Origin of the sequence: Sorangium sp. So ce145 (assembly GCF_051525985.1) — a bacterium.
Classification (GTDB): domain Bacteria; phylum Myxococcota_A; class Polyangia; order Polyangiales; family Polyangiaceae; genus Sorangium; species Sorangium cellulosum_B.
Genome location: NZ_CP150315.1, coordinates 6270069 through 6283639 on the forward strand (window position 1 = coordinate 6270069; position 13571 = coordinate 6283639).

The 13571-nt window shown below is 69.8% G+C and carries 11 protein-coding genes; 9 read left to right on the forward strand and 2 right to left on the reverse strand.

Going from position 1 to position 13571, the window contains the following annotated elements; translation table 11 throughout:
* Window positions 1-367 precede the first annotated feature (367 nt).
* Window positions 368-550 carry a hypothetical protein gene (locus WMF34_RS22935; RefSeq protein ID WP_157906850.1) on the reverse strand — a complete coding sequence of 61 codons (183 nt, stop codon included), beginning with the start codon at window positions 548-550 and terminating at the stop codon, window positions 368-370.
* A gap of 363 nt (window positions 551-913) precedes the next feature.
* On the opposite strand from WMF34_RS22935, the gene WMF34_RS22940 reads away from it, so the two are divergent.
* The 9 genes from WMF34_RS22940 (at window position 914) to WMF34_RS22980 (ending at window position 12634) form a co-directional block, all read left to right on the forward strand.
* Window positions 914-2299: a DUF4350 domain-containing protein gene (locus WMF34_RS22940; protein ID WP_044965519.1), complete on the forward strand. Its 1386-nt coding sequence runs from the start codon at window positions 914-916 to the stop codon at window positions 2297-2299.
* Complete coding sequence (locus tag WMF34_RS22945; RefSeq protein WP_012237073.1) at window positions 2296-3273, forward strand: AAA family ATPase; 978 nt, start codon at window positions 2296-2298, stop codon at window positions 3271-3273. The genes WMF34_RS22940 and WMF34_RS22945 overlap by 4 nt, the downstream gene beginning before the upstream one ends.
* A gap of 6 nt (window positions 3274-3279) precedes the next feature.
* A complete protein-coding gene (locus tag WMF34_RS22950) occupies window positions 3280-4950 on the forward strand; it encodes a DUF58 domain-containing protein (RefSeq protein WP_437994547.1) in 1671 nt (556 codons plus the stop codon).
* Window positions 4951-4959: 9 nt separating this feature from the next.
* Window positions 4960-5790, forward strand: coding sequence for a 16S rRNA (adenine(1518)-N(6)/adenine(1519)-N(6))-dimethyltransferase RsmA (gene rsmA / locus WMF34_RS22955; RefSeq protein ID WP_012237075.1), 831 nt, complete (start codon window positions 4960-4962; stop codon window positions 5788-5790).
* A gap of 232 nt (window positions 5791-6022) precedes the next feature.
* On the forward strand, window positions 6023-7447 hold the full coding sequence (atpD, locus tag WMF34_RS22960; RefSeq protein ID WP_012237076.1) for a F0F1 ATP synthase subunit beta: 1425 nt from the start codon (window positions 6023-6025) through the stop codon (window positions 7445-7447).
* Between the two features lie 7 nt (window positions 7448-7454).
* The gene (atpC, locus tag WMF34_RS22965) at window positions 7455-8012 is read left to right on the forward strand and encodes an ATP synthase F1 subunit epsilon (protein WP_012237077.1); all 558 of its coding nucleotides are present in this window, start codon (window positions 7455-7457) and stop codon (window positions 8010-8012) included.
* A 199-nt stretch (window positions 8013-8211) separates the two neighbouring features.
* The gene (gene dnaG / locus WMF34_RS22970; protein WP_012237078.1) at window positions 8212-10161 is read left to right on the forward strand and encodes a DNA primase; all 1950 of its coding nucleotides are present in this window, start codon (window positions 8212-8214) and stop codon (window positions 10159-10161) included.
* Between the two features lie 118 nt (window positions 10162-10279).
* Complete coding sequence (gene rpoD, locus WMF34_RS22975) at window positions 10280-12199, forward strand: RNA polymerase sigma factor RpoD (RefSeq protein WP_012237079.1); 1920 nt, start codon at window positions 10280-10282, stop codon at window positions 12197-12199.
* Between the two features lie 123 nt (window positions 12200-12322).
* The gene (locus tag WMF34_RS22980; RefSeq protein ID WP_437994548.1) at window positions 12323-12634 is read left to right on the forward strand and encodes a hypothetical protein; all 312 of its coding nucleotides are present in this window, start codon (window positions 12323-12325) and stop codon (window positions 12632-12634) included.
* A gap of 42 nt (window positions 12635-12676) precedes the next feature.
* On the opposite strand, the gene WMF34_RS22985 is transcribed toward WMF34_RS22980, so the two are convergent.
* Window positions 12677-13459 carry a rhomboid family intramembrane serine protease gene (locus WMF34_RS22985; protein WP_012237081.1) on the reverse strand — a complete coding sequence of 261 codons (783 nt, stop codon included), beginning with the start codon at window positions 13457-13459 and terminating at the stop codon, window positions 12677-12679.
* Between the last annotated feature and the right edge of the window lie 112 nt (window positions 13460-13571).

A 13571-nucleotide genomic window follows, 5' to 3' on the forward strand; every position in this document is an offset into this window, starting at 1 on the left:
ACGTTGTGCACGGCCTGCTCTGGAGGCGCCGGAGCGTAGCTCGTTGTGTGCTCGGCGCCAGAAGTGGGGGCGCAACCTAGGCGAAGATCCTGCCGAGGGTCAACCCCGCACGAGCAGGGGACGCCCGCGGAGGACAACTTTCAGGCCCCCGCGGCCTGCTCGAAGCCCCTCTCGCTCAGTCGCCAACCGTCCTCGCCAGACGAGCCCGGTGCGAGCGCGGAGCCGAGATCCGCGTGCATGCACGGTCGCCAACTTCGTGGAATTTGCGAGGAAAACGGGGAATGTCTCGAAGATACGTCGTCCAGGACACGCTGCTGGAGTGGCGCTTCCAGCGGGGTTCACGCGGGAGCGAGCGCTACACGTGGCGTCAGCCCAGATCGAGGATGATGACGCCCCGGTTGGGATCGTCCTCTTCCGAGTCCGGAAGACGACGAGGTGCGGGGTAGCGTTCGATCGGCAGCTCGAGGCGCGGTCGAATTTCTTCTCTTCTGGACCGATCCTTCTCTTCTTCGCGCTGCCGTATTTGCTCGATGATGAACGGAGGAAGCATCGACTAACCCCTCCACCTCGTAGAGTGCTCGGCTGAATTGGTGGAACGAGGTCTGCGAGAAAGCACCCCGCTCTTAGAAGCGAATCTAGCAATGTGGGATGGCGGGTCAAGGTTATCGGTCGGGCCGACAGTGGTATGTTCGCAGCGCTCATGACGCGGCACGGCGCGTGGTTTGCGCACGCATGCTTCTCAGAATCGAGGTCCGGTCCCGGGTCGGGTTCTGCTTCTGGTTCCGGTTCCGGCTCCGGTTCTGCTTCCAGTTCCAGTTCCGGCTCCGCTTCCGAACTTGTTCGGGAAGATCGGCGTCGGCCGGCGCGCTCGCAGGTCACATCCTGCTCCTTCCTGGCGGCGCTGGTCGCACTGATGGCGCTGCTCGCGCCCGCCCGAGCAGCGGGCGCCGCCTTCGACGTGAACGACCCGAGCTGGGAGGGTTGCTCGGAGCTTCTCGAGATCGCGCGCGCGGAGCTGGGGGCCGCGAGGGTCCACCCCGTCGCTGTGCTCGACTGGAGCCAGGTCGGCCCCGAGGACGGCATCCTGGTCCTCCACCCGCTGCAAACGCTCGACGCCGACGAGACGACCGCCTTCATGAAGGCCGGCGGGCGGCTCGCCATCATCGACGACTTCGGCCGCGGCGACGACACGCTCCGGCGATTCCAGATCGAGCGCATCCCGACGCCAGCCCGGCCGCTCGCCGCGCTCCGGAACCGGCCCTCCCTCGCGATCGCGGAGCCGGTCGCCGACACCGTCGGGGGCCACTCCGTCGGCCGGCACCCCGTCGTCAGCCACGTCGAGCGGCTCGTCACGAACCACGCGACCGGCCTCCGGCATCCGAACCTCTCGCCCGTGCTGCGGATCCGCGCCGTCAGCGAGCCGGACGTGATCCTCGCCGTCGCCGGGCAGGTCGGCAAGGGCCGGCTCTTCGCGATGGGCGACCCGTCCGCGCTGATGAACATGATGCTCAGGTACCCGGGCAACCGCGCCTTCGCCTCGGGCCTGACGCGCTATCTGGTCGACGAGGATGGGGCTCAGCCGCGCCGAGGGCGGCTCCACATCGTCGCGAACCGGTTCGACGAAGAGAGCTCGTTCGGCGGCGAGACGTCGCTCCGAAAGGACTTCGACGCGCAGGTCAAGGCGCTCGCGAGCGCCGTCGAGGACGCCCGCCGCGACGGGCTTCCGGGCGGCGCCCTCCTCGCGCTCGCGGCGCTCGCCGGCCTCGGCCTCGCGATCTGGACCGCGCGCGCCTCCGCACGGCCCTACCGCAGCCCGCTCCCCCGGTACGCCCGACCGACGCCGCTCGTCGCGCAGGGAGGCGCAGCCGGGCGCTTCGCCGTCCTCGCCGCCCCCTCTTCCCCGCGGGGCCTCGCGTTCCTCGAGCTGAAGAGCGCCCTGTTCGAGGCGCTGTCCTTGCGGTTCGGCCTGGAGGCAAATCCGGCGCAGGAGACGGTCGCGCGGATCGTCGCGCGAGAGGGATCTCTTGACGAGCGAGCCCTCTCGGCCTTCAAGGATGTTCTGGGCACCATGTACCGAGTCGAAGCGTCCGTCGTCGCCGGCAAGCCGGCGAACGTGTCGAGGCCCGCGCTCTTGCACGCCGCCGACGTCGTGCGGCATGTCCTCGCCGCCTGCGGCGCGGACGGCCGGAAGCCACCGCGCGGACGTCACCCCGGCGCGCCCCCCGATCCTGCGACGGCGTCCCCGTCGCCAACCGACGCGAAGCTCGCACCACCCCACCCAGACAAAGGCGCTCGATGAACCAGGTTCAGGCCGTCGCCGTCGACGAAATCTCCGCGGCAAAGGAGCGGATCGAGGCGGTCCGGCGAGAGATCACGCGCGTTTACATCGGTTCGTCGCGCGCCATCGATCTGATGCTCACCGCCCTGCTAGCGCAGGGGCACGTGCTGCTGGAGGGCGTCCCCGGCGTCGCGAAGACCACGCTGGTCAAGGCGTTCGCGGCCGCGCTGGGCGCGTCGGTCCGGCGGATCCAGTTCACCCCCGACCTCCTGCCCGCCGACATCACGGGGACCTACGTCCTGTCGCCCAAGGAGGGGACCTTCACGCTGCGCCCCGGTCCGATCTTCGCGAACCTCGTGCTCGCCGACGAGATCAACCGCGCCCCGGCGAAGACCCAGTCGGCCCTCCTGGAGGCCATGCAGGAGCGACAGGTGACGATCGAAGGCGATCGCTTCGAGCTTCCGTCGCCCTTCATGGTGCTCGCGACCCAGAACCCGATCGATCTCGAGGGGACTTACCCGCTGCCCGAGGCGCAGATCGACAGGTTCCTCATCCGCGTGAGCCTCGGCTACCCGCAGCACAAGGACGAGGTGGCGATGCTCCGCGCGCACAACGTCGAGGCGCCGCGGGCGCGGGCGACCCTCTCCGTCCAGGACCTCCTCATGCTGCAGGGCGTCGCGCGAAGGATCCACGTCGAGGACGATCTGTACGAGTACGCGGTGAACCTCACCGCGTTCACGCGCACGCACCCGCGCGTCCTGCTCGGCGCATCGCCGCGGGCGACGCTCGCGCTGGTCCAGGCGGCCAAGGCGGCGGCGGTGATCGGCGGGCGCCCGTTCGTCACGCCGGACGACGTGCGCGGCATGGCACAAGCGACGCTGGCCCATCGCCTGGTGCTGGTACCCGAGGCCGACGTGGATCCCAAGGCGCGCGACACGATCGTCGACGAGGCGGTTCAGCGCGTGGGGTACCGGCGCGCGGCGCGGCCGGCGTAGATCCGCATGCAGCTCTACCCCACGCGCACCGCCGCCCACCTGGCCATCGCCGGCGTCGCGGTCATGGGCGCCGGGCTCATCGCGCGCGAGCCGGCGATCGTCGGCTGGGGCGGGGCGATCCTGGTCGCGATCGCGCTCGCCCGCGGCGTGACGCTGGTGTCGGTGGCGCGCATCCGCGCGGCTGGGTTCGAGATGCTCTGGGGCGGCTCGCGGCGGATCCTCCGTTCCGCGCGCGGAGGCACCGTGGAGATCGAGGCCGAGGTTCGGAACCGCGACACCCTCGCGGCTCGCTACGTCAAGCTGCGCACCATCGCCTCGTCGCAGCTCGACGTGCGCATCGAGCCGAACCGCGGCGAAGTCTCCGCCTCGGGTCGGCTCAAGGTGAAGGTCATCGTGCGAACGCCGCGCGTCGGCCAGCACGGGCTCCACGGGCTCGCGCTCGAGGTCCACGGCGCCCCGGGCCTCTTCGAGGTGCCCCTGACCTTCGCGAACCCGTATGGCATCGAGGTGCTTCCGCGGCCCTTCATGCCGTACCTGACGCAGCCGCGCGGAGGACGCAGTCACCTCCTCGCGGCCTCTGGCAAGCCCGGGCGCGTACGCGGCGAAGGAGACGACCTGCGCGAGCTGCGAGAGCACCAGCCGGGGGACCCGTTCCGGAAGATCGCGTGGAAGGCCAGCGCGCGCCGGGGCACACTGCTCGTGCGGGAGTTCGAGCGCGAGGAGCGGGATGTGGTCTGGGTCCTCGTCGACGCGGCGGTGGAGCTCTGGGCGGGCCCGCTCGGCCGCGCTCCGCTCGATCTCATGATCGACGAGGCCGCGGCCATCGCGACGAGGCACCTCGGGCGCGGCGATCGCGTCGGGCTCATCGTCCTGGCCCCCGGCCCGCGCGTGACGATCGCGCCCGATCACGGCCCAGGGCATGGCCAGAAGATCGCGCAAGCGCTCACCGTCGGGTGCGGCACCTACGACGCGGATCGGAGCGAGCTCGACGAGTCGGACGTCGCGGCCCGCGTCATCGAGCACCTCAGGCCGCTCGACGCGCGCGGGCTCGACGACCTGCGCCGCGGCGACCTCGACCGGCTGGCGGCCCGCGCGGAGTCGATGCGCGCGCGTGCGCCGTTCTCGGCGCCGGCGCCGCTCGGGCGCTCGCAGCGCGAACGGACGCTGCGCCGCTACCTCGCGAGCTACGGCATCGAGTCGCCCGCGCGCGCCGAGCCGGATCGGCGCGATCCCGCCGTGGCGATCGCCGAGTCGCTCACGCACATCGCGCGCGTCAAGCCGCGCGCGAGCATGGTCTATGTCCTCGCGTCGCCTCCGGCCGACGCGCAGCTGGGCCAGCTCTCGGAGGCCGTGCGCCGGCTCTCGCGGAAGGCTGTTCACGTGGTGTGGACGCTCCCGGATCTCGAGCCAGGGCTCGGGCCTCCCTGGGAGGCGCCGCGACCGCAGGAGAGCGACGGCGACGAGGGGCAGAGCGGCCCCACGCCGTCCAACAAGGCGTTCCAGGAGCTCGCGCCGATCGCGGCCGAGGCGGTGCTCATCCGCGCGCGGGTGGCTCAGACCCGCCGCGAAGCCGTGCTCCGCAAGGCCGGCGTGCGCGTGGTGCGGCTGCGCGCGGCGGCCGCGCCGAGCAGAGCCGCAGACGTAGCCCACGACGGGGCGCACCCACCGCAGATCTGAGGACGGGCGATGGCCATCGCAGAGCTCTTGCGCACACGCGGTCTCTCCCCGAAGAAGGGGTTCGGGCAGAACTTCCTCGTCGACGTCGATGCGGCGCGCCGGATCGCCGAGGCGGCCACGACGACGGAGGGCGGCGCGGTGATCGAGATCGGAGCAGGGCTCGGCGCGCTCACGCGGCCGCTCCTCGATCGCGCCACGCACGTCGTCGCCATCGAGCGCGATCGCGACCTCGTCCCGATCTTGCGCGAGCAGCTCGCTGGGCCGATCGAGGAAGGCCGCTTGACGCTGCTCGAGGCCGACGCAGCGCAGGTCGACTGGGTCGGCGCGCTCTCCGGCCACGCGCGCCCGCACGCGGTGGCGGGCAACCTCCCGTACCACATCACGGGCCGGCTCCTCGAGCAGGCGACCACCGTCGCGCATCAGATCGATCGCGCGGTGTTCATGGTGCAGCTCGAGGTCGCGGATCGCCTGGTCGCCGCCCCGGGCAGCGCCGACTACGGCGCGCTCTCGGTCTTCGTGCAGGCCGCGTTCGACGTGCGCCGCCTCCTGATCGCGCGCGCCGGCGCGTTCTACCCGAGGCCCGAGGTCGACTCGGCGGTCGTCGTGCTGACGCCGTGGCGCCCGCGGCGCGCCGAGGAGACGGACGCCTTCCGCGCCGCCGTGCGCGCCGCGTTCTCGGCGCGCCGCAAGACGCTCCGGAACGCCTGGAAGAACCTCTATGGCTGGTCCTCCCAGGAGCTCGAGCGGCACGCGAAGGACGCCGGCATCTCGCTCGACGCTCGCGGCGAGACGCTCAGCGTGGAGGCGTTTGCGCGGATCGCCGCCGCCAGGGGACGCTGAGCGCCGGCGCCCCGTCGCCGGAGCCGGCGAGTGATGCGAGATTGGACGTCGCCCCCGGACGTCCCGCGCGGAGCCCAGCCCCCGGAAAACTCGCCCACGACCGCGCGTCCGCAGCGACGTGGCCGTCAAAAATCCCGCAGAATTTCTGGCACACGGCACTAGTCGGACGCGCAGGTCCGTGCTAGTGGGCCCCGCGACTCGTCAAAGCACGTACGAGGAGGACTCCCGCTCCATGGTTGTTGGAAAGATCACCCAGGTCATCGGACCGGTCGTCGATGTCGATTTCCCGGCTGGCCAGCTGCCCAAGATTCTGAACGCGCTCAAGCTGAGCAACCCGAGCATCTCGGCTGAGCCGGACAACCTCGTGCTCGAGGTCGCCCAGCACCTCGGCGAGTCGTCGGTGCGCACGATCGCGATGGACTCCACCGACGGCCTCGTGCGCGGGATGGAAGTCCGCGACACGGGCAAGCCCATCATGGTGCCGGTCGGCAACGAGTGCCTCGGCCGGATCCTGAACGTCGTCGGTGTGCCGATCGATGAAGCCGGGCCCGTGCACGCCAAGAAGGTGGCGCCGATCCACCGGGAGCCGCCCCCGTTCATCGAGCAGTCGACCAAGGTCGAGGTCTTCGAGACGGGCATCAAGGTCATCGACCTGATCGCCCCCTACCGCAAGGGCGGCAAGATCGGCCTCTTCGGCGGCGCCGGCGTCGGCAAGACGGTGCTCATCCTGGAGCTCATCAACAACGTCGCGAAGGCGCACGGCGGCGTGTCCGTCTTCGCCGGCGTCGGCGAGCGGACGCGCGAGGGCAACGACCTCTTCCTCGAGATGAGCGAGTCGAAGCTCGCGGACGGCAGCCCCGTCATCTCGAAGGCCGCGCTGATCTACGGCCAGATGAACGAGCCCCCGGGCGCTCGCTCCCGCGTCGCGCTCTCGGCGCTCGCCGTGGCCGAGCACTTCCGCGACGAGGAGGGGCAGGACGTCCTCCTGTTCGTGGACAACATCTTCCGGTTCACCCAGGCCGGCTCCGAGGTGAGCGCGCTCCTCGGACGCATCCCGAGCGCCGTCGGTTACCAGCCGACCCTCTCGACGGAGATGGGCGCGTTCCAGGAGCGCATCACCTCGACGACCAAGGGCTCCGTCACCAGCGTCCAGGCGATCTACGTCCCCGCGGACGACCTGACCGACCCCGCGCCCGCCACGGCCTTCGCCCACCTCGATGCGACCACCGTGCTGTCGCGCGCGATCTCGGAGCTCGGCATCTACCCGGCCGTCGATCCGCTCGACTCGAACTCGACGATGCTCGATCCCCAGATCGTCGGTGAGAAGCACTACTCCGTCGCGCGGCGCGTCCAGCAGACGCTGCAGCGCTACAAGGACCTCCAGGACATCATCGCCATCCTCGGCATGGACGAGCTCAGCGAGGACGACAAGCTCGTCGTGGCGCGCGCCCGCAAGATCCAGAAGTTCCTGTCGCAGCCGTTCTTCGTGGCCGCCCAGTTCACCGGGCTCGAGGGCAAGCTCGTGCCGCTCAAGGACACGATCGCGGGCTTCGAGGAGATCCTCGACGGCAAGCTCGACCATGTCGCGGAGCAGGACTTCTACCTGGTGGGCGGCATCGAGGACGTGAAGGCCAAGGCGTCGCAGAGGGCGTCCTGACGCAGCCATGGCCGACACAATCCTCCTCGAGATCGTGACGCCGACCGGCGTCGCGCTGCGCGAGCAGGTCACGGACGTGACCGCGCCGAGCGTCGCCGGGGAGTTCGGTGTGCTCCCGGGTCACCTCCCGCTGCTCGCCGCGCTCCGGACCGGCCTCGTGACCTACCACCAGAACGGTCAGGAGCACCGCCTGGCCGTCCATCACGGCTTCGTCGAGGTCGCCGGCGACACCGCGCTGCTCCTCACCGAGCGCTTCGCGGTGAAGGACGACGTCGACGTCGTGAGGGTACGCCGCCGGCTTAAGGAGGTCGACACCGAGCTCGACCACTGGCAAGGCGACCTGACTGATCCGCGCCGCCGGGCGCTCATCGAAGAGGAGCAGTGGCTCGCCACCGAGCTCGAGCTCATCGGCGATCCGCCCCCTCCGATGGTCCGCGAAGACACACGCTTCCTGGCCGAGCACGCCGAGGCGCCGCCGGTCGACGAGATGGTCGAGGCTTCCCAGCCCGACGAGAGCCTGACGGACCACAAGAAGCCCGGCTCTCCGTTCCCCGATCCGAAGTGACGTCTCTGGCGGCTACCGCCTTGCACGTGCGGCCGCCACACAGGACACTTGTCTCCACACAGGCCGCGAGGGACTGGGGGGTCTCCCGCTTCGCGAGCCGCCCGTACCGCCGAGGCGCTGGCGCGGACGCCGCCACGCCATCTGAGTCCACCCGTGATGATCTGCGGGCCCCGCACGCACGGAGCCCCCAAGGCAGCCCATGATCTCTCCGGAGACGATCGCGCTCGTGAAAGAGCGCACGGATCTCGTAGCGCTCATCGGCGAAAGCGTGCGCCTCGCCCGCCGAGGGCACTCCTTCACCGGGCTCTGCCCCTTTCACAAGGAGAAGACGCCCAGCTTCCACGTGAGCCCGAACCGCGGGTTCTACCACTGCTTCGGCTGCAAGGAGACCGGCAGCGCCATCGACTTCGTGATGAAGCTCGAGGGCCGGACGTTCGCGGAGGCGGTCCGCGCGCTCGCCGAGCGCGCCGGCATCGAGGTGGCGGAGTCGCTGACCGAGGCCGAGCGGCGCGAGGCGCAGGCGGCGCGCAGGTCGAAGGACGACCTCTACGCCGTCAACCACCTCGCCGCGACGTTCTTCGAGCACAGCCTCCGCGGGGGGCCGGGCAGCGCTCCTCACCCGCTCGCGCGCCACGCTCACGAGGAGCTCGAGCGGCGCGGCCTGCCCCTCCGCGACGGCGATGGAGCCGCCGACCCGATCGCCGACGCCCTCCAGGCGTTCCGGATCGGCTACGCCCCGTTCGGCTGGGACGGGCTCTCCACGTACCTGCGACAGCAAGGCGTCTCCCCGGTCCTCGCGGAGCGCGTCGGGCTCCTCGTGCCGCGCTCGTCGGGGAGCGGACACTACGACCGCTTCCGGCACCGGCTCATGTTCGCCGTCACCGACGTGATGGGCCGGGTGATCGCGTTCAGCGGACGCGCGTTGCCCGATCCCAGCCCTTCCGAGCTCTCGTCGCTCGGCCTCACCGGCCCTGCGCCGCAGGCCGACGGCGCGCCGGCGAAGTACATCAACAGCCCCGAGTCGCCGATCTACACGAAGGGCGAGCACCTCTTCGGGCTGCACCAGGCGCGCCAGGCGATCCGCCAGCGCGGCGAGGCGATCCTCGTGGAAGGCAACTTCGACGTCGTCGCGCTCCACGCGCGCGGCATCGGCCAGGCGATCGCCCCGCTCGGGACCGCCTTCACGCCCGGGCAGGCGAAGCTCATCAAGCGCTTCGCGCCCGCGGTCATCCTGCTGTTCGACGGCGACGCGGCCGGCAAGAAGGCCACGCGCGCGGCGCGCGCCCCGTGCCGTGAGGCGGGGCTCAGCGCGCGCGTCGCCGTGCTGCCTTCCGGCGTCGATCCGGACGACCTCGCGCGCAAGCACGGCCCGGAGGCGATCGCGCGCATCGTCAAGGCGGCGCGCGGCCTGCTCGAGCACCTGATCGACGAGGCGCTCGACGGCGACAGCTTCGGAGGCTCGTCGCTGCCCGAGCAGCTCGCCCGCGTGCGCGCCGTGACCGCGCTGCTCTCTGAAGAAGACGACCCGAACCTCAGGATGATGGCGAAGCTCTACGCCGATCGCCTCTCCTCGAAGCTCGTGATCGGCGGCCGCTCACCGGACGACCTCCGGCAGCTGGAGCGCGTCGTCGAGGAGTCCCTCTCCCGCCCGCGGAGCCAGCCTACCCGCGAGGTGATCCCCTCCGGACAGACGACCGAGACGTGGGAGCGCGCTCGCTCGCGCGCGCAAATCCAGGAGGTAAGCTTGGAGATCCTGGGCGCGATCCTCGATTTCCCCGAGCTTCTGGCCGACGACGATCTCCAGACGGCGCTGGAGTGCCTTGAAGGCGACGTCGCCCTGGCAATTGTTGCAGCGCGTCAAAATTTCACTTTTGAAATGGGTCTTGCCGCCAGCGAATTTCTTGCGCAAGTCCCGGCTCCGATCCATTCATTCGCGGCTGGACGGCTGGTCTCGCCTGTCTTCGAAGCGGCCTCAACGGCCAAGGCGACGCTCTTGGAGAATTCACAAAAGTTGAGCAGACAAGCCCTGGCGCGACAAAAAGCAGCCGTCGTGAGCCAGCTCCAGAAGAGCGCGGTCGACGCTGATGCTGAAAACGCTTTGCTGCGTGAGCTATTCCAGCGAAGAGCGGGGGGTCTCGGTCTTCCTTGATGCGTTCCGGGTCGCCTCGCCGTGGTGACTCGACGTGCGTGATCCCTAGAGTTTATCGGAGTCATTTGGTGTCTTGTCGGTCGCGGCGAGCTGATCGCCGTAAGTGGAGCATGAGGTAATGGCGAGCAAGGCCAAGCAATCTTCCGGTCGGGCAGGCGGGGTCGCGAGGGCTGCGGGGGGCGGCGCGCTGAACGGCGCGCGGCACGCATCGACACGCGGGCACGCCGAGGGGGGGGCGCGCCCAAGCAACAAAGGAGACGCGGGCATCCGGGCCGAGCGGTCGGAGAAGGACCGGAAGACGCTCGAAAAGCTCGTCGAAACCGGCAAGAGCAAAGGCTTTCTCACCTATGACGAGGTGAACGACGCGCTCCCCGCGGACGTCGCGCCCGATCAGCTCGACGACGTTGTGGGCGCCCTCGGCGACGAGGACATCGAGATCGTCGACGGCGCGACCCAGGTGAAGATCGCGCCGAAGCGCATCGCGGACGAGGAGGCGGGCGAGAAGAAGCTCGTCGTCACGCCCGACCGCGAGGAAGAGGACGTCGACTACTACTCGAAGTCGAACGACCCCGTCCGGATGTACCTCCGGAAGATGGGCAGCGTCTCGCTGCTCACCCGCGAGGGCGAGGTCGAGATCGCGAAGCGGATCGAGATCGGCGAGCAGAAGGTCAACGCCGCCATCCTCGACTCCCCCATCGCCGTCCGCGAGATCATCGATCTCGGAGAGAAACTCCGGAAGCACAAGATCCGGGTGAAGGAGCTCATCAAGGACGCCGAGAACGACGACCAGGAGTTCGACGAGGAGGAGGCCGACCGGCGCATCATCCGCCTCATCGACAAGGTGAAGCGCGTCGACAAGAAGAAGGCGGAGCTCCTGGAGGAGCGCAAAGAGGTGAAGACGGAGGTCCGCCGCAAGCAGATCGACGTCGAGGTGACGCAGGCGACAGCCGAGCTCGTGACGACGCTCGAGGAGATGCGCCTCAACAAGCGGACGATCGACAAGATCGTCCAGAAGCTGAAGAGCCTCATCTCGAAGGTCGAGAAGGCCGAGGCGGGCGCGACGGAGCTGGAGCGGCGCACGGGGCTCTCGAAGGGCGAGCTCAAGCGCGAGCTCATCAAGGTGAAGGGCAACCGCGCCCTCGAGGGGCGGCTCGCCAAGAAGCTCAACGTCCAGCGCGAGGAGCTCAACGACTTCGAATCGACCATCAAGAACGCCCAGAAGGGCCTGAAGAAGGTCGAGGAAGAGCTCAACATCGACGTCGCGGCGATCCGCGATACCTACGAGAACATCCGCGAGGGGGAGCGGATGGCGGAGCGCGCCAAGGCGGAGCTCGTCGAGGCGAACCTCCGCCTCGTCGTCTCCATCGCGAAGAAGTACACGAACCGCGGCCTCCAGTTCCTGGACCTCATCCAGGAAGGGAACATCGGCCTCATGAAGGCCGTCGACAAGTTCGAGTACAAGCGCGGCTACAAGTTCTCGACGTACGCGACGTGGTGGATCCGGCAGGCGATCACCCGCGCGATCGCGGACCAGGCGCGGACGATCCGCATCCCGGTCCACATGATCGAGACGATCAACAAGCTGATCCGCACCTCGCGCTACCTCGTGCAGGAGTACGGCCGCGAGCCGACCCCCGAGGAGATCGCCGAGAAGATGGAGCTCCCGCTCGACAAGGTGCGCAAGGTCCTGAAGATCGCGAAGGAGCCGATCTCGCTCGAGACCCCCATCGGCGAGGAAGAGGACTCGCACCTTGGCGACTTCATCGAGGACAAGAGCGTGATCTCGCCCGCGGAGGCCGTGATCAACATGAACCTCGCGGAGCAGACCCGTAAGGTCCTGAAGACGCTGACGCCGCGCGAGGAGAAGGTGCTCCGGATGCGCTTCGGCATCGGCGAGAAGAGCGACCATACGCTCGAAGAGGTCGGTCAGGACTTCGAGGTCACGCGCGAGCGCATCCGGCAGATCGAGGCGAAGGCGCTCCGCAAGCTCCGGCACCCCAGCCGCTCGAAGCAGCTCAAGAGCTTCATCGACAGCTAGTCCGTGGGCTGGCCTGCTCGCCAAACGAAGGCAGCTCTGCCGCGCGGGCCGCGCTGCTGGCCTCTCGCTGGCCGAGCACGCGCTCGCGCGGGCAGCCGTTCGCTCGGCGAGCGGCGCGCCGCCGTGGCCCTCCTCGTGCTCGCGAGCGCGGTCCTCGGCGGCTGCACCAAGACGATCTCCGAAGAAGACTGCCGCACGATCGGCGAAGGCATGCGCACCGCGTGGGCAGCGGAGGCAAAGCGGGTGGGGTCCGCCGCCAAAGGGGGCCCGGGGAAAGCCTCCGTGGTGATCGACAGCGAGGGCGAGAGGCTCTCGTCGGAGTGGACATCCGACTGCAAGCGGGAGCTCGCCGGCAGCAAGGTGGACCCCGGCGAGCTCGGCTGCCTTACCCGCGCGAAGACGCTCGAAGAGCTCCGCCGGTGCGCCACGCCCTGAACGCCTGGGAGCGCGGCCGGGGCGGGGCGCCGCGCGACCCCTTCAGTTGAGATAGCGCTTGTCCTTCGGGGGGTCCTTCTGGCCGCCGGGGATGACCCTCAGCGGGACGCCGCCGGAGCGGCCGCGCGCCGCGGGGACGCGGCGGAGCGCGGCGGACTGCGCCTGCAGCTGACGGAAGCGGATCCGCAGATAGAAGCGGCGCAGCGGGGAGAAGTCGCCGAAGAGATACCCCGCGAGCATGCCCCCGAACGGCGTGATCAGCCCCTCGGGGGGCGCGCGCATGGCGATGACGTTGAGCACCGAGATCCCGAAGATGAAGACGAGCAGCATGGTGCCCGTCACGGGGAGGACGAAGAAGAGGCGGACCGTGGCATGTCGGTGCGCGAGCGCCCACGCGACGGCGACCGCCTCGATCATCCCGAGCCCGCCGTAGAAGACCGGCCGCGCCATCTTCGGGAGGAGCGCGCCCACCGCCACCTGGAGCGCGAACGCGAAGGCGGCGGAGCCGAACAGGAACGCCAGCGTGCGTCTGGCGCCCCAGCGCTCTTCGAGCGAGGCACCGAGGAAATACAGGCCGAGCAGCGTCGTGACGAAGTGCCAGGGATCGCTCGGGTTGTGGACGAGCGGCGCGGTGAGCAGCCGCCACACCTGGCCGTGGAGCACCTTCTCGCTGATGCCGAGGAACGGCTCGAGCACGCCTTCGCCGGCGCCCCCCCAGTTCAGGCCCAGGGTGAACATCACCCAGATACAGCCGATCGCGATCATCATCCCCAGCAGGGCCTTGCCTGGCTTGGGGAACCCCATCGAGCTGTGCTCCGGGCGCATGGATCTCCACCTAACAGCGGCGCCCCCGACGAGCAACCGCCGCCCCCGGACTTCACGGCGATCCGCCCGGCGCCGACCCCCTCCAGCGGCCGCGACGCCCGCTGCGCGCCAT